Source organism: Paraliobacillus sediminis (assembly GCF_003426055.1).
The window spans coordinates 1194228-1216499 of record NZ_QJSI01000003.1 but is presented as its reverse complement, the minus strand read 5'-3'; the positions used below and the strand labels follow the sequence as shown (position 1 = coordinate 1216499).

Sequence of the window (22272 nt, the reverse complement as noted above, 5' to 3'; positions counted from 1 at the left end):
TATTTTTCACATAGATATGTCAAATATACGCTTATATACGAAATAATAATTATTTAAATAGAAGGAGCAACAACATGCGTGCAAGATATAAACCATGGGCACTAGACTTTTTAAAAGAAAATGAAAAATTTGTTAAGTTAAATCCGAGTGATTGGAAAAATAAATGGCAAACTGCATTTGAAAATGATCATCCGATTCATTTAGAAATTGGTACTGGAAAAGGTCAATTTTTAATGGGTATGGCAAAACAATTTCCAAATACAAATTTTATTGGCATAGAAGTTGTGGAAAGTATTTTAGTGAGTGCCGTACAAAAAGCGGTAGAAACTACGCCAGAAAATGTTTGCTTTATTAATGAAGATGCGAAAGATTTACGGACAATGTTTGAAGACAATGAAATAGACAAAATTTATTTAAATTTTTCAGATCCATGGCCAAAAGCCCGTCACGCTAAGCGTCGTTTGACACATGAAACATTTTTAGAACAATATAAGCAAGTATTGAAAAAAAATGGAGAAGTTGTGTTAAAAACGGATAATCGACAGTTGTTTGATTATTCAGTTGAAAGCTTTTCTCAATTTGGAATGAAAATAGAAGAAGTTTTGTTAGATCTACATGAGATTGAGGATCCAACCAATGTTATGACAGAATATGAAGAAAAGTTCTCTTCAAAAGGACAACCTATATATCGATGTCGTGCACAATTTTAAAAAATAGAGATGATAGCATTTTAGCTATCATCTCTATTTTTTTGTTTTTCTATAGTAAGTATTATGTTGTTTCTACAACCTCAATGATTGAACCTGTTTTTGCATCTACATAAAATTCAAATTGTTTGTTTGTACTATCTATTGTGCGTGTAATGCCACCACGGTACACAGTATAGTTTAAATCATTCTTATTAAAGGATTCAGGCTTCATATAGATCCATGATCCACTAACAGGTCCTTGTTGCTTAAACGCCTCTTTAGCTCGCTTTAATGCGTACTCAGGTTTTATTGGCTGCTTGGTTAGTTGATCTTTAACGATAAAACCTGCTACTGCTCCGATTCCTGCTGCATATGCTACTGGTTTCCAATTCATCTTATTTCACCTCATGTGTTAAATTTAATACTAGTATAACTGATTATACCTTATTTAGAAAACCATCAAATTATGAAAAAGTGGTAATGGGTAAATAATTTAGATACAATGTAGGTAGTTTAATGAATATCTGGGAGGTCATACATATGAATAAAGAGACGCAACAATTATTTCGAACATTGACAGAATTACAAGGTGCAGCTGGAAATGAGCAACTTGTTCGTAAGTTTATGCGTAATGAGTTAGGAAAATATGCTGATGAACTTATACAAGATAATCTTGGGGGCATATTTGCTATAAAAAAAGGTCAAGGACCAAAAGTAATGGTCGCAGGTCACATGGATGAAGTCGGTTTTATGATAACGCAAATTACAAAGAACGGTATGCTACGCTTTCAACCATTAGGTGGTTGGTGGTCACAGGTATTATTAGCACAACGTGTACAGGTTATGACAGATGCAGGTCCAATTACGGGTGTGATAGGTTCTATACCACCTCATAATTTAACACCAGAACAACGAAAGAAACCAATGGATCAGAAAAATATGTTAATTGACATTGGGGCAGATGATGAGGCAGATGCGTTTAAAATTGGTATTAAACCAGGTCAACAAGTAGTTCCTATTACGCCTTTTACACCAATGGCAAATGAAAAGAAAATTTTAGCAAAAGCTTGGGATAATCGATATGGGTGTGGTTTAGCTATTGAGTTATTAAAAGAATTACAAGGGATTGAAATACCGAATCAGTTATATTCTGGTGCAACTGTTCAAGAAGAGGTTGGTTTACGTGGTGCGCAAGTAGCAGCAAACATGATTAAACCTGATATCTTTTATGCATTAGATGCATCACCGGCAAATGATATGTCTGGCGATGACAAAGAGTTTGGGCAACTTGGCAAAGGTGCGTTACTACGTATATTTGACCGTTCGATGATTACGCATCGTGGTATGCGAGAATTTGTGCTAGATACAGCAGAGTCAAATAAAATACCTTATCAGTATTTTATTTCTCAAGGTGGAACGGACGCCGGTCGTGTGCATCTATCCAATGAAGGGGTTCCGTCTGCTGTAGTTGGAATAGCTTCTCGTTACATTCATACGCATGCATCCATTATACATGTTGATGATTATGCTGCTGCAAAAGCATTGATCGTTGAATTAGTAAAAAACACAGATCAAAATACGGTTGAGCAAATTCGTAGTAATAGTTAACACAAGGTGTGGGGAGTTTCTAGCCCTCACCTTTTTTATACTGGAGTAAAAGGAGAAATGTTAAAATGACAATTGTAATTGCTTCTAAAAATCCGACGAAAGTTAACGCAGTAAAAGAAGTTTTTGTAAATCAAACAGTATCCGCTAAAGATATACCATCACTTGTTTCTAATCAGCCACTATCTGATATGGAAACTCTTACTGGTGCATTAAATAGAGCAAAACAAGCTGCTGAAGTAGATAATGCGGTATGTGGTATTGGTTTAGAAGGTGGCGTAATGGAGATTGAAAATCACATGTATCTGTGTAATTGGGGAGCATTAGTCGATCATAATGGTACTGAATTCATTGCAAGTGGTGCTAGAATACCATTACCACTAGAAATAACACGTGCATTAAGAGAAGGTAAAGAGCTTGGAGATCTGATGGATCTTTATGTGCAAAAGAAAAATGTAAGTAAGAAGCAAGGTGCAATTGGAATTTTTACTAATGACTTAATAGGTAGGAAAGCTATGTTCATTCACGTCTTGCAACTTTTAAAGGGACAATACGATTACTACCTAGAAAATAATAATAAATAAATGATGTATGTATTAACGTAAAAAATTGACGATTTTGTGAAATTTAAAACTATTCTTGTAAAATCTCGAATTCATAGTATATTATTAGAAGAGGCCTTTAGAACTATATAAGCAGGAGGAAGATACGAAATGAGAAAGATCATGGGACTATCAATGTCGTTGCTAATAATTAGTCTGTTTTTTCTTAGTGCATGCGCTCCTTCAGAGGATGAAGCGCTTGAATTAACAGAAACAGCAGCTAAAACAGTTTTTGAAGATAATACAACAGAACCAAATAATACGTTAGATAGTTTTTCTTTATATCTTCCTAGTGGTTATGAAATTATTGAAGAATCTCAAAGTAATCTCCTTTTAGAATCGGGGGACCAAACCTTTATTCTTTTTTATAATGCGTTAGAAGATACGACAAGTGAGTTGAATTATCAAGCCGCTGAAGCAAATGGCAATAATTTATTGTTACAATCCTTTGAGGATGAAGGTCGTTTTGCCTTTGTAAAGGTATCAGAGAGTGGAGACGAGTATGAGTTACAAGTAGGTGTAGGCGGGGTTAAAATAACTACTCAGACATCAATTCGTCAACTAGAAGATTATACAATTGAAATGATGCAAATAGCCACATCACTTGCTTATACGGACCAAGATTAAAAAACCACGCAATGTTCTTCACTATGAAGACATTCGTGGTTTTTTAATAAATACTATTTGCTAAAAGATTGTTGTTTTATAACACATCTAACTCCGACATAACGTTCCTTACGTCGGAATTTTCATCAACTACGACGTAACAGAATTTCTTGACCCGCTTCTCAAGTGAAATCGACTCCCTTTCCGCAGGCACGGCTTCAGCTAACTTGGAAGCAAACAACGCTTCCAAGTGGATCTTCAGCCCGTGCTGTTCCTGCAGGAGTGTCGCCTATTTCACTTGATACGCTAGTTTAGTATACTGCAATATTAGCAGAGCATAAATTAATTACAAGTCGAAAGGGTACGCCATTAAGCGAAGGAAGAAAATGGTTGAGACTCCAGTTGTGCACACGGAAAGCGAGACCATTTACTGACGCAGCGAGGACAAGCATAACTTATAACTACGTCGCATTTTCAATCAACTATGAATTTTAAACAACAACAAATTTCGTGAAAAGAGCGATATAAATAGTTAACTTTTTTCATCCTGATCATAATTTTGATTTTCAAGATACTCTGAAGATTGTTCAACTATTTCATCTTCAGGTTGGTATTGATTCTCTTCTTCTTTTTCCTCTGCATCATTATCAGTAGTAATGACTTTAAATTCATCGTTAATTGGATCTTCAATTGAACGATCTTCATCGTAATCTTCCTCAACAGGTTCTACTTCTATTTCTGTTTCGTCGTCTGATATTCGTATATCCTCACTCGAATCATTTGATTTTTCTCGAAGCGAAAATTGCTCAACTTCTGTAGAAAGTAATTGAGATAACTCTTGTAATTCTAAGGCTGAATGATTTACATCTTCAATTGCTTGAGCTTGGGAATCACTTGAGGCGGCAACTTCTTCTGCACTTGAAACCGATTCATCGGATATAACATTTATTTCTTGTAACTTCCTATCCAAATTCGTATTTAATGTATCAACGTCACTTAATGATACTTGAACATCATCTAAAGTATTAGTGATGTCATATATTTGATTTGTAATTTTATTGAATGCCTGTTTTGTTTGATTCACTGCATTACCTTGTGTTTCTTGATAGGTGTCAAATTTGGCAGCATCCTCAGAAAGACTTACCATTTGTGAATTAATTTGATGTATCATTTGGTTAATTTCTTGAGCTTCTTTTTTCGAGCGTTCTGCAAGTTTTCGGACTTCTTGAGCAACAACAGAAAACCCTTTACCGCTTTCACCTGCACGTGCTGATTCTATGGCAGCATTTAAAGCTAATAAATTTGTACTATCTGCAATATCCTCAATAGCAGAAACAATAGACGTAATTTGTTTTGTTTGTTCGGCTGTGTACTGTACTTGTACTGTTAAATGCCCAGCTAATTGTAAAAAGGAATTAGAAGTTTGTTCTAATGTTTCCACTGTTTGTAAACCTAGGTTAGATTCTGACTTTGCATGCTCTAATGCTTTTGCAATCCCTTCAGATGCTGTATTTGTATGTGTTAATGCGTTTGAAACGTTTTTAATCAATATCATGCTCTCTTCTATTTGATCCGCTTGCTGTTGTGCTCCTGATGCAACATGATTAATTGCGGTATTAACCTGTTCGGTTTGTGCTGCAGATTCTTCTGAGCTAGCTGCTAAATTAGCAGAAGAATCACTTAAAACGAGTGAGGCATGTTGTACTTTTACCATGGATTGTTCCATTTTGTCAGTCATATTGTTAAAAGTTATAGCTAGATCTGCTAATTCATCTTTAGTTGAAATGGGAATGCGGTGTGATAAATCTCCAATACCAATTTGTTCTGCACCATTTTTAATCGTTTTTATAGAATTAGTAATCATCTGTACTAAATATCTGCCACTAAAGATGATAGCAATTAAAGTTAGTAAGACAGTAATTCCAAATATGATAAACATATTCCGATATGAATTTTGTTGTTCGATTTTTATCTGTTCGCTTATTTTTTTAACTTCACTTCCAACAGCTTCCGTTTGATTGGTTACTTCGTTTGTAACATCTTCAAATGAAGCTTTAATTGCTTCGGCTTGTGTTTTTGTTCGTGAAACTGTTGATAAAGATTGCTGATAGCGTAGTAAACCAGTAGTGAAGGTGTCGTTATCTTCATCTGAAAAATCAGCAGCACTGATTACGTCTTTTAAGTTATTGATTTTATTGTCTATTTCATCTTCAGCATTTTCCGTTTGGTTAAAATAGGCCTGTTCCAGAATTTTCACTTCTAATAATGCACGCATAAGTTCTGGGTTGTCTTTTTCAGTAACCAATTGATAGAATTGGTCATAGTAATCGTTAATGGTTTTCATTAAACCTTCTTCATCAGAAAAACCAATTGTACGATACATACCAACCATTGAATCTAATTGATCAACATATGTAGTAGCATTTTCAGAAATTGCAGCATAATCACTAGCTATTTCCGGAAAAGCTGCATACGAACTGGAAAGTTGAACAGCCTCTGATTGAATCGTAGTAATAGATTGCTTGATCAATTCAGCGTGTTCTTCGGATGGATCAGCATAAAATTGCTCTTCAGCGTACCTGGTTAAAGCAACTTGATAGTTTATTCTCTCACTATCAAGTAAGACGCTTTGAAGCTCTTCACTCTCATTTGAAGCTTGATTTTGTTGATTAAAAAAATAAAGTGTTAAACCGCTTAATACAATGATACCTATTATAGATATAACAATAATAGCTTGCATGCGACCTCGTATTGTTTTCAATATGACTCCCCCTAGAAATTTCTATAATTTTCACATAAATTATATTATAGCTATAGATAATTGATATTACAACTAGTTATAATGACCTAGTATTGAATCTGCTTAATCTTGAGTTTAATGCAAGGTTTGTGTAAGATAACAAATAAAGGATGTGGAGAGTATGAAAGATTTTTTGGCTAAAAAAGGTGTGACATTATCAGCTCGTACCTATTTTATTACTACACTTAGTTATATGGCATTAGGACTATTTTCTTCTCTTATTATTGGTTTGATCATTAACACATTAGGACAACAGTTAGAAAGTGCATTAGGTAGCATGGCATTAACAGCATCGTTACAAGAAATTGGAGCGTTTGCAATGGAAAATAAAGTTGTTGGTGGAGCGATAGGTGTAGCCATAGCCTACGGACTAAAAGCACCACCATTAGTCTTATTTTCTGCAGTTTTTAGCGGGGCATTTGGATATGAACTGGGTGGACCAGTTGGAAGTTATATCAGTGCAATATTTGCTGTTGAATTTGGGAAACTAATTTATAAAGAAACAAAGATAGACATTTTGTTAACACCTCTTTTAACAATTATGATAGGGTATTTAATGGGTAAGTTTATTGGACCACCGATAGATTCCTTTATGACAGGAATTGGGAATGTGATTAATTGGTCTACGGCACAACAACCGTTTATAATGGGGATTATTGTCGCAGTAATTATGGGCTTAGCATTAACTGCTCCTATTTCTAGCGTTGCTATTTCGCTTATGCTTTCTTTAGATGGATTGGCAGCAGGTGCAGCTGTCGTAGGCTGTGCTGCCCAAATGGTTGGTTTTGCAGTTTCAAGCTATCGTGACAATGGAGTTGGCGGATTAATTGCACAGGGAATCGGAACATCTATGTTACAAGTAGCCAATATTATTAAAAAACCGATTATTTTATTACCACCAACCTTAGCAGGCGCAATTATGGCACCTTTTGCTTCGGTTTGGTTTGAAATGACAAATAACGCTTCAGGAGCTGGAATGGGTACGGCTGGATTTGTTGGTCAGATTATGGCTTTTAATACGATGGGCTTTTCAATGGAAGTATTTTGGATGGTATTAGGCATACATATTATCGGTCCTGCAGTTATAAGCTTACTTATCTCAGAGTACCTTCGAAATAGAGGCTTAATTAAACCAGGTGATATGCGGATTGACTATGATTGAATAACCATAAAGTGTCTAGGAGGAATATGAAATGAGAGCACTTGAATCAGAAAAAGAACTATCAAATATAATAGCAGAAGAGAAAGGTAAAACAGTCCTGTTTTTTTCAGCAGACTGGTGTCCAGATTGTCGTTTTATTGAACCTATTTTACCAGAAATAGAAGAGGAATATCAGAATATCACATTTATTTATATAGATCGTGATAAGTTTATCGATATATGCGTGCAGTATGATATTTTTGGAATACCAAGCTTCTTAGCATTCGAAGATGGAGCGGAAGTTAGTCGTTTTGTTAGCAAGGATCGAAAAACCAAGGAAGAGATTGAATCATTCTTAGATAAAATTTAAAAAAATGACATAAAGACAACTATGATTAAGAACTCCTTGAAGGAGGAATAACAAATGGCAATGAATAGTATTAAAATGAAAAAGCTATTAGATGACAGATTTAATAATCCTGAATGGCGCACGTCATTTAATCGAGATAAAGATGTGTATCGAGTGGAATGGCAAGACACGCATCAAGGTATTTCCATTACAATTCCAAATGTTATCGCTAAGTATGAACAAAGTGGTGACAATGCAATTGATGAATTGGTATATCATGTTGAAGAATCACTGAAAATGATGCATGTTAAACAAGAATTAGAAGGAAAAGAAAAACAAATATATCCAGTTATTCGATCGACCTCTTTTCCGAAGAAAACGAAAGCTGGTGTGAAAATGGTATATTCAGATCACACAGCAGAAACGCGTATCTACTATGCACTTGATTTGGGACATACGTATCAATTAATTGATCAGAATATGTTAGATACAGAAGGCTGGACTTTGGAACGATTAAAAGAAATTTCTATGTTTAATGTGCGTTCTTTATCAACGGAGACAAAAGTGGATCAAGTTGCTGGTAATAATTTTTACTTTATAGCAACAAAAGATGGCTATGATGCAAGTCGGATTTTAAATGAAGCATTTTTGGAAGAAATGCGTTTAAATGCGGTAGGAGACCTAGCAGTTGCAGTTCCACATCAAGATGTTTTAATTTTGGTTGATGTACAAAATGAAATGGGTTATGATATATTAGCACAAATGACGATGCAATATTTTGCTGAGGGGCGTGTCCCGATTACGTCGCTATCATTTATATACGAGAATAAACACCTAGAACCTATCTTTATTTTAGCAAAAAATAAACCTACTAATAAAAATGAAACAAAAAAGGATGAATAAATATGAACGTTTTTTATAATGAAAAAGGGATAGGTGATTGCTTATTAATTCCTTTTAAACAGGGTGATCGTTATCAAACATCATTTGAAAAGTTTGGTGATGTCGTACGTATAATAGATACTAAAACAGAAGAAGTTTTAGGTTATAATATATTTCAAGCATCAACATACTTTACGTTGGGAAATGGTAAAATTCCTTTAACAGAAGAACTTCTAAAGACTATCAAAGATGTTTTTGCGAAAAATAATCTGACGGATTCCTTAGATATTGACCTTTCTCCTAAATTTGTCGTAGGCTATGTGAAAGAAAAATCACCACATGAAAATGCAGATAAATTAAATGTATGTCAAGTAGATATCGGTGGTGTAACAACTCAAATTGTCTGTGGTGCACCAAACGTTGAAGCAGATCAATATGTTGTCGTGGCGAAGGTTGGAGCGATTATGCCGAGTGGTATGGAAATAAAAGAAGCTAACCTAAGAGGCGTTGATTCTTTTGGAATGATTTGTTCTCAAAAAGAACTTGGCCTTCCGGATGCACCGAAAGAAAAAGGTATCTACGTATTAACAGAAGATGTAAAAGCTGGACAAGCTTTCATATTTTAAATAAGAAAAACGCAAAAGAGGATTTACTCTTTTGCGTTTTTCTTTTACGTAAAGTATTCAATTTTGATGAAAACCTGTTAAAATGAGAAATAACTAATGATATGGAAGTGTGAAAATAATATGTGGGAACAAATGAAAAACAAAATAAAACAACTTTTAGATACGGAAGAAACAATTGAGCAGCCTCAAACAAGACGGAATCATACTATTAATAATCAGGTGGAAACAAAGGTATCGTATGAATATCCTAACAACAGGAAATTTGATTTTCCTATTATTCCTGATAAACCTAAACGTGAATTTTCAAAACGTTCGTATGTTTCAGAGCCTGAAGTAAGTATAGAAAAGTATAAAGGGAAAGAGAAACAATTACCAATAGAGAAACATTTGCCAAAAGAACAAAATTTCAAGAAAAAATTCTCAGCTACAGAGGTACCTTCTCCAATCTATGGTTTTGGTAAAAGACCAGGGAAAGCAGCTGAAACAGATACACCAGCATTTTTACGTAAAGAAACAATTCATGAACAATCTAATTTAATATTTTCAACTACTGAAGATTTGATAGAAGACACCGTAGCTGATGATAAATTGTTGCATAAGGAAAAGGAAAGTATGGTGAAAGAAGAGAAACCCTATATTAAGCCTATCCCTAAAGAAGAACTTACGGGAAATCCTGATCAATTTGAACAAGTAAATGAGATAGAAGTGAACAATATTGCAGCTACAACAATTGAAAAGAAACAAGAACCAGTTGAAATCAGTGAAATTAAAAAGGTGAAAGAACGTAATTCAATACCATTCAATGTAAGAATGCGTCCGAGTGATAAAAAACGTTATCACGAAAAAAACAACCAGATGCAGCAACATACTCAAAAAAATTCGGTCCCACCACTTTATCTTTTAAACGATCCTATTAAAAGATCTGCAGATAATCAACAGTGGATTGAAGATCAAGCAGCATTATTGGAAACAACATTAAAACAATTTCATGTTAATGCAAAAGTTATTAATACAATGCAGGGACCGTCTGTCACAAGGTTTGAAATTCAACCTGAAGCTGGGGTCAAAGTAAGTAAAATAAAGAATTTAAGCGATGATATTAAACTAAACATGGCTGCTAAAGATATACGTATGGAAGCGCCAATTCCAGGTAAACATGCAATTGGAATCGAGATACCAAACGCTGATCCACAAGCTGTTGGCTTACAGGAAATATTTGAAAATCAAGCTTTTAACAATAGTTCGTCTGCATTAAGTGTTGCGTTAGGATTAGATATTGCAGGTAGTCCGGTTATTACTGATATAAAGAAAATGCCGCATGGTTTGATTGCTGGTGCAACTGGATCAGGAAAAAGTGTTTGTATAAACTCCATATTGATTAGTCTTTTGTATAAAGCAAGTCATAAAGACGTTCGTTTTCTTTTAATTGATCCTAAAATGGTTGAATTAGCACCGTATAACGGAATTCCACATTTAGTTTCACCTGTGATTACAGATGTAAAAGCAGCTACACATGCACTTAAGTGGGCAGTAGCTGAAATGGAAGAGAGATATCAAAAATTCGCACAAGAAGGTGCACGTGATATTGATCGTTATAATCAGAAAATGAAGGCACAAGAAAGAGACGAAAAAATGCCATATCTCGTCATTGTTATTGATGAGTTAGCTGATCTAATGATGGCTTCACCGCAAGATGTAGAGGATGCCATTTGTAGAATCGCTCAAAAAGCGAGGGCATGTGGAATTCATCTTTTATTAGCAACGCAACGACCATCGGTGGATGTTATTACAGGCTTGATCAAGGCAAATGTACCAACAAGAATTGCTTTTAGTGTCTCATCTCAAGTAGATTCTCGGACAATCATTGATACAAATGGGGCAGACCGTTTACTTGGTAAAGGGGATATGTTATTTGTTGAAAATGGTGCACGTAATCCTGTCAGAATTCAAGGTGCCTTTGTTTCTGATGATGAGATTGAACGTGTGACAAGTTATGTTAAACAAGTAGCACCACCAAATTATTTATTTGAACAAGAACAGCTATTGAAACAAATTGATACGGAAGAAACAGAGGATGATCTTTATCCAGAAGTATTATCTTTTGTACTGGAACAAAACGGAGCAAGTGCATCTTTGGTACAAAGACGGTTTAAGGTTGGCTATAATCGTGCTGCACGATTAATTGATTCTCTAGAGCATAATGGAATTATTTCAGCGCCAAAGGGAAGCAAACCACGCGATGTGCTAGTATCAGCAAATGATATGGACACGGAGCGTATATAATAAATCCAGTTAATCAATCTAAATAACTTGTGGAAGTTATCTTAATCTTATATGATAGAAATTGGTATATAAACTTATTAGAATGCAACGAGGGGTTAGTATCATGAAAAAAGAAATTACAAGAAAACTTAATGGTGAGATAGAAAGATTAACAAATCAGACATTTAAATTCGATGATCGTATTAAAGATGGTTGGTTTTCAGCGGTTTATTTTTTGAAAACAAAAGAAATTGCAGAAAAACTTATTCCAAATAATCAAGTAACAATGCAGTTTTTCCAGAAAAGTAATGCAGTACTCTGTGGTTCTGACGAAGCAATTGCATTAATACATACTTTTGCTGATAACCCAGAAGAGCTAGAGATCTTTTCGTTAAAAGATGGTGATAAGATAACACCTTATGAGACGGTATTAACTGTTAAAGGCCCCTATCAATCTTTTGGTTTTTTAGAAGGAATTATAGATGGCGTTTTTGCTAGACGAACATCCGTAGCAACAAATGTATATAATGTGGTAAAAGCCGCAAGAACCTCTGGTAAACAGAAACCAGTTATTTTTATGGGTGACCGTGATGATCATTATACACAACAAGCGGGTGACGGCTATGCGGCCTTTATTGGCGGATCCACTGCACAAGCAACACACGCGATGAATGAATGGTGGGGTAAGACAGGAATGGGTACGATGCCACATGCAATGATTCAAATGTTTGAAGGGGATATTGTAACGGCAGCTATCGCATACAAGGAGACGTATCCTGAAGATGAATTAATGGTGCTAGTGGATTACAATAACGATGTCATTACAGATGCTTTGAAGGTGGCGCGCGAATTTGGCAAGGAGTTAAAAGGTGTTCGTTTAGATACTTCGAATCATATGGTCGATAAATATTTTCTTAGAAATCAACATCTTATGGGAACATTTGATCCAAGAGGTGTTAATCCTGAATTGATTTTTGCATTACGACATGCTTTGGACGAAGAAGGTTATCAACATGTTAAAATTATCGCTAGTGGTGGTTTTACAGAGGAACGGATTCGTACATTTGAAAAACAAAATGTACCAGTCGACATGTATGGAATTGGTAGAAGTTTATTAAATGTCCATATTGGATTCACTGGAGATAACGTTTTATTAAACGGTAAGCACGAGTCAAAGGACGGTAGAAAATACCATCCGAATCCAAGATTAGAAAAAGTAGCTTATATTAAATAAAGTTACTACTTTTTAGTTTTCTATGGTAAAGTACAAAGTTGAGGAAATAATAAATATATACAGATTAAGCTTTTTGGAGGTTCAATTTATGACTATCTACCATTTTATTGGTATTAAAGGAACAGGAATGAGTGCATTGGCACAAATTCTACATGACTCAGGTGAGACGGTTCAAGGTTCTGATGTAGATAGCGTCTTTTTTACACAGACAGCGTTAGAAAATAAAAATATTCCAATCTATTCTTTTTCAAAGGACAATATAAAAGAAGGCTTAACTATTATAGCTGGTAATGCCTTTTCGGATGACCATGAAGAAGTTAAAACTGCACATGAAATGGGTTTAACGTTTTATCGCTATCACGAATTTCTTAGCGAATGGTTAAAACAATATACTAGTATTGCAGTTACAGGTGCACACGGTAAAACCTCAACGACAGGCCTGTTGGCACATGTATTAAAGCAAACATATCCTATTTCATATTTAATTGGTGACGGAACTGGTTTAGGACATGTTGATAGCAGTTATTTTGTTTTTGAAGCATGTGAATATCGCCGACACTTTTTAGCGTACGAACCGGATTATGCAATCATGACAAATATTGATTTTGATCATCCAGATTATTTTTCCGATGTAAATGATGTCGTTAACGCTTTTGAAGAAATGGCTAAAAACGTAAAAAAAGGAATTATAGCTTGTGGTGATGATGAATATCTTCAAGCAATACATGCTAAAGTTCCAATTCTTTATTATGGATTTTCTGAAAATAATGATTTCCAAGCTAAAAATGTTACAGATACATCAGATGGTACACGTTTTGACGTATTTGTTCGAAATAATTACTATGATACGTTTTCAATTCCGATGTATGGTGATCACAACATATTAAATGCGTTAGCAGTGATTACTATTTGTCATTATGAAGGAATGCAAGCTGAAGATATTAAAAAAATGAATACATTTTCTGGTGTCAAACGTCGGTTTACTGAGAAGAAAGTAGGCAATCAAATTTTAATTGATGATTATGCACATCATCCTAAGGAAGTTGAAGCCACCTTGAATTCCGTTCGTAAAAAGTATCCAAACAAAACTGTCACTGCTATTTTTCAACCACACACATTCACCCGAACGAAAATGTTCTTACATGAGTTTGCGGAGACACTTCAGGCTGCAGATCATGTTTACCTGTGTGATATTTTTGGTTCAGCCCGAGAAGGAACAGGGAAGTTAACTATTGAAGATTTACAAGCACTCATTACCAATAGTGAATTATTAGATATTGAAAATACAGAAGTCTTAAAACAATATCAAGATGGTGTCTTAGTCTTTATGGGTGCTGGAGATATTCAGAAATTCCAAGATGTTTATGAAAACAAACTTTAAAATTACAGGTATATTTTGATTTATATCGAATAAGTAAAGAGAAGGATTTTTTTGCCTTCTCTTTATTTATTAATTTGATAGGAATAATTTTGATGTTTATTGTGAAATTTATATAATATGTTTATAAGAATATATTTCGGGTAAATAAATATATAGACATGGTAATAGTACACAAAGAAATACATACAAAGGAGATGACAGTAGCATATGATTATTTTACTTTATATCGCAGCACTAATATTTGCAGTTGCATTTGCAGTACTTGTTGTTTATTTAGTTAAAGTATTAAAAGAAACGCAACGTACAATGTCAAATGTAGCAGATACCTTAGAAGGTTTAGAAAAACAAATGGAGGGTATAACAACAGAAACGACTCAATTGTTAAATAAAACTAATAAGCTTGCAGAAGATGTGAATGATAAGTCACAACGACTAAATACATTAGTTGATGGAATTAAAGGTATTGGTGAGACAGTACAAGGTTTTAATCAGTCCATTCGCAATGTTTCCACTAGTATTACAAGAGTTGCTGAAGAAAATAAAGAAGAAACTGCTCAAGCAGTTAAGTGGGGAACAATTGTAATGGAAATGTTCAAAAAGCGAAAAAGGGAATAATGTAATTTATATAGATTAGATAATATTTATTAGGGAGGAATTGGAATGAGTAATCAAGAAGAACAGAATAAAGGACAACAAAATGAAAATATTAACAGTAAAGATTTTTTAATCGGTTCATTAATCGGGGGTATTGTAGGTGCTTCTGTCGCATTATTATTTGCACCTAAGGCTGGTAAAGAACTGAGAGGTGAATTAAACCAAGGTGCTAGTACTTTAAAAGAACGTGCGAGCGATTGGAAAGATGTTGCATATGAAAAGGGTACTGAATGGAAAGACTATGCAAAAGAGACATCTGCACAGGTACAAAAGAACGTTACCGAAAAGTCACATGAATTAGGCGATAAATTTAAAGAAACAACTAAAACAATTCAAGAAAAGATAAATACAGCACAAGAAGATGCTGATGTTGTAAAAGAAACTGCAGAAGAAGCGGCTGAAGAAGTTGCAGAAGCAATTGATGCAGCAGCAAAAGACGTTAAAAACCAAGGTTAATATATTTAAAAAAGGGTTGTAACTAAAAAATAGTTACAACCCTTTTTTTGATGGAATAGATATATTCTTACATAATTCCAAGCTGATTTTCTCTCGGGCAATCACTTTCAACAGCGACAGATCAACACTGCAATTATAAAGAATAAAACGAGTACGACTTAATCTAACTTGCTTATCACGCTCTAAAAATCCACTACGCTTTCCGCAGGCACGTCTTCAGCTAACTTGGAAGAAATACACTTCCAAGTGGATCTTCAGATCGCGCTGTTCCTGCAGGAGTCGTAGTGGATTTTCATCGCTAGTCAGTAATTTGTTTATTGATGAAGTTGCAACATCAACAAAACAGTATCAGGCCTTTTCGAATAATATTCATATAACTAAATGCTGTCATAAGCGTAATAAAACTTTAGGAGCCAATAGGAAAGCGTATTGTGTATTACTTTTATGTTCTGTCCAGCGAAGAAAGCAAATGGTCGACTCTCCAGTGGGAACAGCACGGGCTGAAGATCCACTTAGTAAAGCGTTTTTACTAAGTTAGCTGAAGTCGTGCCCACGGAAAGGGAGACCATTGGCTTACGTAGCGTGTCTAAAGTAATTGATTTTTGTTTGTGATAAGAATGGTACGTCGCAGTTTTCAACTACTGCGACGTTTTAAAAGTGAAAACTGTAAAAGTGCTTTAATAATTAATTGTAATCTCGTCATTTGGTTCTAGTGGTTCAAAGAAGGTTGTTGCTTGACCATTCTTCTTAATATCCACACTACCTTTTACTTTTGATAAATCTATAGAAATATGCCGAAATATATCTTGGAATATAAAGGCGCTTTCTTCTGTTGGTTTAAGTTCTAATTTGTCCCCGTGATGCAGAAGGTCATCTATATCTCGTTCTTTGTGTTGTTGGAAAATGCGAAGTGCTTGTTTTTTTAATAGGACAGATTCACCATTATATGTTACCGACATTGAGTTATATAATTCAATCGATAATGCATGCAATACATTTTCTATAGTGGGAACTTGTCTCTTCACAACTTCGAGTTTACTTTCAGATTGTAACACTGTCTTGCTCTTTGCTACTTTACCATTAAGAAGTATCTTGGTTGAGAAATCCGGCAACTCTTTTGCTTTCCCATCAATGTAGATTTTAAAAGTATATAGTTCACTTAAAATATCTTGTTTATTGTGCTTAATTAAAAATTCTTCTACGGTTTTTGATTCAATCACATTTACTTTATCGTGATCTTTTAATATATAATCTAGATTTTTTCTATCCTTATTAACTTCAATTGACGGTTTTATCTGATGTTTTTGTTCATTTAAGTAGACAGTAAAAGTATTTATTTCACCAACTAATTCTTCAATTGTAACAATAGGTTCCTTTCCATCTTCACCTTTTTCAACATACAGTGTATCGCCATGTTTAATTGGTTCTTCTATCGTGATAACTTGTCCATTTAATAAAATAGATGGTGCTTTGCCATAGGTACCTGGCAAGGTAATGCTCTGACCATTAAAGCTGATGATATATGCCATACCAGGCCGACCGTATAATTTATCAATGTGAATTCCAGCAGCTAGCAAACAATCACCGACAGTCAGCTGTTTCATGTCAAATAAACGAACGGCTCGATCATTAACGGTTACACTAATATAATGAACCGGATTTTGTTTTGCCGCAATTGCAATTCCAATTGGCGTAATGAAAGCAGGGCCAGCAGGAACTTTATCCGCGAATTTTAAAGTAGGAATAGCGTCAGTTCCCCGAATAGCAATCCGGTTTTCTGGTAATTGTAATTTTTCTGCTAATTTATATGTCAAATTTGGTGTTAAACTACCACCTCCAACTAACATCACTGCTTTAGGTGCTCGTGTATTTAATTCTAAAATTTCTTGTGCGATTGCATCCGCGAGTTTTTCAATTGCACCATCTATTGCTAATGCAAGTTCATCAAAAAGAATTGTTTCTTCAAAACCTAAAATATTAGTAATAGTGGATTCCCTTTTCTCAGTAATTTCCTTTTTAACACGTTCTGCTTCTTTAAAGTCTAATAAATAGTGATCACTAATTGCTTCTGTTATCTCATCACCTGCACGTGGAACCATTCCAAAAGCTGCTATAGTACCACTATCAGTCAGAGCGATGTCACTTGTACCAGCTCCAATGTCAACTAAAGCTACGTTAAGTCTTCGCATAGAATTGGGAATTAGCACATTAATCGCAGCAATTGGTTCAAGGGTTAGTGCTTCCATCTCTAAATCTGCACGCTGTAAGGCCGATATTAATGATTCAACTACTACTTTAGGTAAGAATGTAGCGATAATGTCAACTTCAGCCTTATTCCCTTGTTGGTCGATAAGCGAGCCTATAATATCATTATCTAATTTATACTGTATTACGGAGTATCCAACACAATAATAATGTGTGCTTAAATTATCGGCTTCTTCCAAAGCTAAATCATATTGAGCTTGTTGAACAGCACTGAGCTCCAAAAATAGAATATCTTCTTTTTCTATTAGAGGGTGCTGATCGATATTTTTAGTAATTGTAGTACGTTTTGTTTTAAGCGCTCTCCCAGCAGCCGCAACGCATGCTTTAGTAAGCTTAATATTATGCTTTGTTTCTAGTGTTTCTTTGACTTCATGGATTACTTTTGCAACAGCTACAACATCGTGTATTTGTCCATCTAACATCGAACGTTCCTCATGTTCTTGCATGACATAATCAATTAGTTTGTATTGCTCGTCTGTTTGTTCTAAAATTAATCCAACTACAGAACGCGTTCCAATATCTAATGCAAAAATATACTCATTCATAAATTTAATCCTTTCTATCATGGTTACATGTGTTAAAAGATAAAGAATATACTAAATATTTAATCATAATAATGACAAGTATTAAAATATTAGCTATAATTGTCTCTAATTACAAAATTACTTATATCTATTATAACGCGAAATTAAAACAGGGGGTAGTCCAATTGAGTAATCAAGAACTCGACCAATTAAGACAGGAGCTTGATCAAGTAAATTTAGAAATACTTAATTTGATCAATAAACGTGCAAAACTTGTTCAAAAGTCTGGACAGGTGAAGGAAATACAGGGTGCAAATCATAGTTATGATCCAGTTCGTGAACGTGATATGCTTGAATTAATTAAAGAAAATAATAAGGGACCTTTTGAAAATGCAACCATAATTCATCTTTTTAAAGAAATTTTTAAAGCCGGTTTAGATTTGCAAGAAGATAATCATAGTAAAGCGCTACTAGTTTCTAGAAAGAAGAAACCTGAAGATACTATAATTGATATTAACGGTGAAAAATTTGGGGATGGTAAGCAACATTTCATCTTTGGTCCTTGTGCGGTAGAAAGTTATGAGCAAGTTGCCCAAGTTGCAGAACAGATTAAACAGAAGGGTTTAAAGCTAATACGCGGGGGTGCATTTAAACCGAGAACATCTCCATACGATTTCCAAGGTCTAGGTTTTGAAGGGTTAGAGATCCTAAAGCGTGTAGCAGATGAGTATGGTTTAGCAGTTGTAAGTGAAATTGTAAATCCAGCAGATATTGAAAAGGCGTTAGACTATATTGATGTTATCCAAATCGGTGCACGTAACATGCAGAACTTTGAATTATTAAAGGCAGCAGGTGAAGTTAATAAACCTGTCTTATTAAAACGAGGAATGTCTGCTACGATTGCGGACTTCATTAATGCAGCAGAATACATTAACTCTAGAGGTAATGGGAATATTATTCTATGTGAGAGAGGTATCAGAACTTATGAGACAGCAACTCGTAATACGTTGGATATAACGGCTGTTCCCATTTTAAAACAAGAAACACATTTACCGGTTATGGTTGATGTAACACATTCGACAGGGAGACGGGATCTATTAATTCCTGCTGCAAAAGCTGCTCTAGCAATTGGAGCTGATGGTGTGATGGCAGAAGTACACCCTGATCCAGCTGTTGCGTTATCCGACGCAGCACAACAAATGGACTTTGAAATGTTTGATCGCTTTATGAAAGAAGTAGCGAATTATAAATAATAAAATGGCCCTCTTGTTATATTTTAATCAAGAGGGCCAAACTTTGTTAAGAAGAGCTATTTTTTTCATAACAAAATAACTAAAAATTTGATATAATGTAACATATACATGTGATAAATATTTAATACATAGTGTATCATTGCGCAATAACATATAGTAACGTATGATTAAATGAAAAGAGTCAAGCTAATCAAAAGGAATATACGGAGGTAGATTTTAGATGAATATAACAATATATGATGTAGCAAGAGAAGCGAATGTATCTATGGCAACTGTTTCACGGGTGGTTAATGGTAATCCGAATGTAAAGCCAGCGACACGAAAAAAGGTATTGAACACAATTAAAGAATTAGGATACCGACCTAATGCAGTAGCTAGAGGTCTCGCAAGTAAGAAGACAACAACTGTAGGCGTTATTATTCCTGATATCTCAAGTATTTTCTTTTCTGAGTTAGCAAGAGGTATTGACGATATAGCAAATATGTATAAATACAATATAATTTTAAGTAACTCTGATCAAAACGTAGATAAAGAAATAAAACTAATTAACACAATGTTAGAAAAGCAAGTAGACGGTATTGTATTTATGGGTGGAAAAATCACAGAAGAACATGTAGAGCAATTTAAAACATCTCCAGTACCGGTAACGTTGGCAGCTACAATAGATCCAACAGAAACAATCTCTTCGGTAAACATTGATTATGAACAAGCTGCTTATGAGGCAACTAAATTTTTAATTGATAATGGACATGCTAAACCCGCTTTTGTCTCTGCTCTTGAGGAAACACCAATAAATGAATTGAAGTATAAAGGGTATGAACGAGCATTAATAGAATCAAAACAAGAAGTAGATCTATCATTTGTAATTAAAGGTGATTATACCTATGATTCTGGAATAGAAGCAGCAGAACAATTTGTTGCTATGAAAGTTAAGCCAACTGCAATCTTTGTCGCTTCTGATGAAATGGCATTAGGTGTTATTCATGGTATTCAAGATAAGGGCTTAAGTGTGCCAGAAGATATTGAAGTAGTTGGTTTTGATAATACACGTCTTGCGACAATGGTCCGACCTACTTTGTCTACAATCGTCCAACCAATGTATGATATTGGAGCTGTTGCAATGCGTTTGTTAACGAAATTTATGAATAAAGAAGAAGTTCAAGAAACGAATGTAATTTTACCACACCAAATTATCGAAAGAAACTCAACAAAATCAAAATAATGCCGATATATAAAATATCAAAATGCAAATCCTTGGCATGAGGTTAATTCATCCAAGTTTGTACGTAAGTTAGGGAGAGAGCATATGAAAAAAAGAGATATTTTAACCCCAATTGGCATAACTTTAGGTTTTATGATGATAATTTTTGGTATAATTTCGAGTGGTGGAACTAGTGGATTTGTTTCGTTTATCCAGGTTGCCTCTATTATCATTGTGTTAGGTGGTTTAGTTGCTGCTTTATTGATTAATTTCAATTTGGATCAAATAAAACTCACTGGTAGTGTATTAAAAGAAACTTTCAACAGGAATGAACAGAATCTCGGTGATCTAATTCAGCTATTTGAACGATTATCGGAAAGAGCAAGACGTGAAGGATTGCTAGCACTTGAGAATGAGCTAGAAAGTGTAGATGATCCTTTCATTAAAAAAGGTGTTCTATTAGCGATAGATGGTATTGAGCCAGAAGTAATTAATGATATTATGAATGCAGAGATTACTGCAATGGAAGATCGGCATTTAAAGGGACGAATTATTCTTGAAAAGGCCGGAGAATATGCACCAGCTTGGGGAATGATAGGTACATTAATTGGTTTAGTGCTAATGTTAAATAACTTAACCGATCCGACAACACTGGGCCCTAATATGGCTGTAGCTTTATTAACAACTTTTTATGGATCTGTTTTAGCGAATCTAGTTTTCATACCAATGGCAGGTAAACTAGAAATAAAAACGGATGAAGAAATATTCATGAAACAAATTGTTATAGAAGGTGTAATCGGTGTTCAATCTGGTCAGAATCCACGGATTCTAAAAGAGAAACTAAGTGCATTTCTATCTGAAAATATGAAGAAAAAACAAGAAGAAGGAACAGATGAGGGTGCGGAGGATGTAGCTAATGAAGCGTCGTAAAAAACGGATAGATAAAGGCTCACCGAAGTGGATGGTAACCTATGCCGATTTGGTAACGCTCATCCTTGTATTTTTTATTTTACTATTCTCCATGTCACAAATTGATCTAGTTAAATTTGAAGCTGTTGCAGAATCTTTTCGTAACCGTATGATTTTTGATACATTTCCATCTACTCTAGAAATGGATAATCCGACGGAAAATTCTGAACCTCGAATTGAAGATGAAGGTGCTGAGGATACTAAAAATAATTTATCTGAATCAGAAACGGAAGTAATTGATACGAATGAGCAAACCAACAGTGAAATTATCGAAAATCAAGATACACTGGATGAATTATTAGCTGAAATTCAATCCTTTTTAAACGAGAATGATTTACAGAATACGATCACAGCAAATAGAACGGATCAAGGTGTTGTTTTGATTTTACAAGAAAGATTTTTATTTGACTCAGCTGAAGCGGAAATTAAATCCACAGGTGAACCGTTTCTAGATAAAGTAGGTATATTACTTGAAAATATACCTAATAATGTAAGAGTCGAAGGTCATACAGATAATCGTCCAATATCGACTTTACAGTATCCTTCAAATTGGGAACTTTCTGGTGCGCGAGCAAGTAGTGTCATTCGCAATATCATTGCATCGAGTGGTTCAGATGAGAGCAGATTTATGGCAGTTGGCTATGGAGATACAAGACCAATTGTTGAAAATAATTCTGAGGAAAACTGGAGTAGAAACAGGCGTGTTGAAATGGTTATCTTAGAATTAAATCAGGATTTTGAATAAAATTTAGTAATGGCTTCGTCTCTATAGA

20 protein-coding genes are annotated in these 22272 nt (G+C 34.6%); 17 read left to right on the top strand and 3 right to left on the bottom strand.

What is annotated here, in order from left to right:
* The first annotated feature begins 74 nt into the window (after positions 1-74).
* Positions 75-710, top strand: coding sequence for a tRNA (guanosine(46)-N7)-methyltransferase TrmB (trmB, locus tag D2K60_RS18935; RefSeq protein WP_117170649.1), 636 nt, complete (start codon positions 75-77; stop codon positions 708-710).
* 61 nt (positions 711-771) lie between these two features.
* Here trmB and D2K60_RS18930 read toward each other — a convergent pair whose 3' ends face one another.
* Positions 772-1083, bottom strand: a complete 312-nt coding sequence (locus D2K60_RS18930; protein ID WP_117170647.1) for a PepSY domain-containing protein — start codon at positions 1081-1083, stop codon at positions 772-774.
* Positions 1084-1229: 146 nt separating this feature from the next.
* Between D2K60_RS18930 and D2K60_RS18925 the strand changes: the two genes are divergently transcribed.
* From D2K60_RS18925 to D2K60_RS18915, 3 genes are all read left to right on the top strand, one after another.
* On the top strand, positions 1230-2297 hold the full coding sequence (locus D2K60_RS18925) for a M42 family metallopeptidase (RefSeq protein WP_117170645.1): 1068 nt from the start codon (positions 1230-1232) through the stop codon (positions 2295-2297).
* A gap of 65 nt (positions 2298-2362) precedes the next feature.
* Positions 2363-2878, top strand: a complete 516-nt coding sequence (locus tag D2K60_RS18920) for a DUF84 family protein (RefSeq protein ID WP_117170643.1) — start codon at positions 2363-2365, stop codon at positions 2876-2878.
* A 129-nt stretch (positions 2879-3007) separates the two neighbouring features.
* Positions 3008-3523 carry a hypothetical protein gene (locus D2K60_RS18915; RefSeq protein WP_117170641.1) on the top strand — a complete coding sequence of 172 codons (516 nt, stop codon included), beginning with the start codon at positions 3008-3010 and terminating at the stop codon, positions 3521-3523.
* Positions 3524-4034: 511 nt separating this feature from the next.
* Here the strand turns inward: D2K60_RS18915 and D2K60_RS18910 are convergent.
* Complete coding sequence (locus D2K60_RS18910) at positions 4035-6263, bottom strand: methyl-accepting chemotaxis protein (protein ID WP_117170639.1); 2229 nt, start codon at positions 6261-6263, stop codon at positions 4035-4037.
* A 160-nt stretch (positions 6264-6423) separates the two neighbouring features.
* Here D2K60_RS18910 and D2K60_RS18905 point away from each other — a divergent pair, with 160 nt between their 5' ends.
* The 9 genes from D2K60_RS18905 (at position 6424) to D2K60_RS18865 (ending at position 15287) form a co-directional block, all read left to right on the top strand.
* Positions 6424-7464, top strand: a complete 1041-nt coding sequence (locus D2K60_RS18905) for a PTS sugar transporter subunit IIC (protein WP_117170637.1) — start codon at positions 6424-6426, stop codon at positions 7462-7464.
* A 31-nt stretch (positions 7465-7495) separates the two neighbouring features.
* Entirely contained in the window at positions 7496-7813 is a 318-nt protein-coding gene (locus tag D2K60_RS18900; RefSeq protein WP_117170635.1) for a thioredoxin family protein, read from the top strand.
* Between the two features lie 54 nt (positions 7814-7867).
* Entirely contained in the window at positions 7868-8695 is an 828-nt protein-coding gene (locus D2K60_RS18895; protein ID WP_117170633.1) for a DUF1444 domain-containing protein, read from the top strand.
* Positions 8696-8697: 2 nt separating this feature from the next.
* A complete protein-coding gene (gene ytpR, locus D2K60_RS18890; RefSeq protein ID WP_117170631.1) occupies positions 8698-9300 on the top strand; it encodes a YtpR family tRNA-binding protein in 603 nt (200 codons plus the stop codon).
* Positions 9301-9432: 132 nt separating this feature from the next.
* Complete coding sequence (locus tag D2K60_RS18885) at positions 9433-11583, top strand: DNA translocase FtsK (RefSeq protein WP_338048376.1); 2151 nt, start codon at positions 9433-9435, stop codon at positions 11581-11583.
* Between the two features lie 103 nt (positions 11584-11686).
* Positions 11687-12796: a nicotinate phosphoribosyltransferase gene (locus tag D2K60_RS18880; RefSeq protein WP_117170629.1), complete on the top strand. Its 1110-nt coding sequence runs from the start codon at positions 11687-11689 to the stop codon at positions 12794-12796.
* Between the two features lie 88 nt (positions 12797-12884).
* Positions 12885-14177, top strand: a complete 1293-nt coding sequence (murC, locus tag D2K60_RS18875; protein WP_117170627.1) for a UDP-N-acetylmuramate--L-alanine ligase — start codon at positions 12885-12887, stop codon at positions 14175-14177.
* A 207-nt stretch (positions 14178-14384) separates the two neighbouring features.
* Positions 14385-14792, top strand: a complete 408-nt coding sequence (locus D2K60_RS18870) for a DUF948 domain-containing protein (RefSeq protein ID WP_117170625.1) — start codon at positions 14385-14387, stop codon at positions 14790-14792.
* Positions 14793-14837: 45 nt separating this feature from the next.
* On the top strand, positions 14838-15287 hold the full coding sequence (locus tag D2K60_RS18865) for a YtxH domain-containing protein (protein ID WP_117170624.1): 450 nt from the start codon (positions 14838-14840) through the stop codon (positions 15285-15287).
* A 677-nt stretch (positions 15288-15964) separates the two neighbouring features.
* Here D2K60_RS18865 and pilM read toward each other — a convergent pair.
* On the bottom strand, positions 15965-18097 hold the full coding sequence (pilM, locus tag D2K60_RS18855) for a cell division protein FtsA (RefSeq protein WP_117170620.1): 2133 nt from the start codon (positions 18095-18097) through the stop codon (positions 15965-15967).
* A 164-nt stretch (positions 18098-18261) separates the two neighbouring features.
* Here pilM and D2K60_RS18850 point away from each other — a divergent pair, with 164 nt between their 5' ends.
* From D2K60_RS18850 to motS, 4 genes are all read left to right on the top strand, one after another.
* On the top strand, positions 18262-19329 hold the full coding sequence (locus D2K60_RS18850) for a bifunctional 3-deoxy-7-phosphoheptulonate synthase/chorismate mutase (protein WP_117170618.1): 1068 nt from the start codon (positions 18262-18264) through the stop codon (positions 19327-19329).
* Between the two features lie 220 nt (positions 19330-19549).
* Entirely contained in the window at positions 19550-20551 is a 1002-nt protein-coding gene (gene ccpA / locus D2K60_RS18845) for a catabolite control protein A (RefSeq protein ID WP_117170616.1), read from the top strand.
* Positions 20552-20635: 84 nt separating this feature from the next.
* Entirely contained in the window at positions 20636-21460 is an 825-nt protein-coding gene (gene motP / locus D2K60_RS18840; RefSeq protein ID WP_117170614.1) for a flagellar motor protein MotP, read from the top strand.
* Positions 21447-22244, top strand: coding sequence for a flagellar motor protein MotS (gene motS, locus D2K60_RS18835; RefSeq protein ID WP_117170612.1), 798 nt, complete (start codon positions 21447-21449; stop codon positions 22242-22244). The genes motP and motS overlap by 14 nt, the downstream gene beginning before the upstream one ends.
* Positions 22245-22272 lie beyond the last annotated feature (28 nt).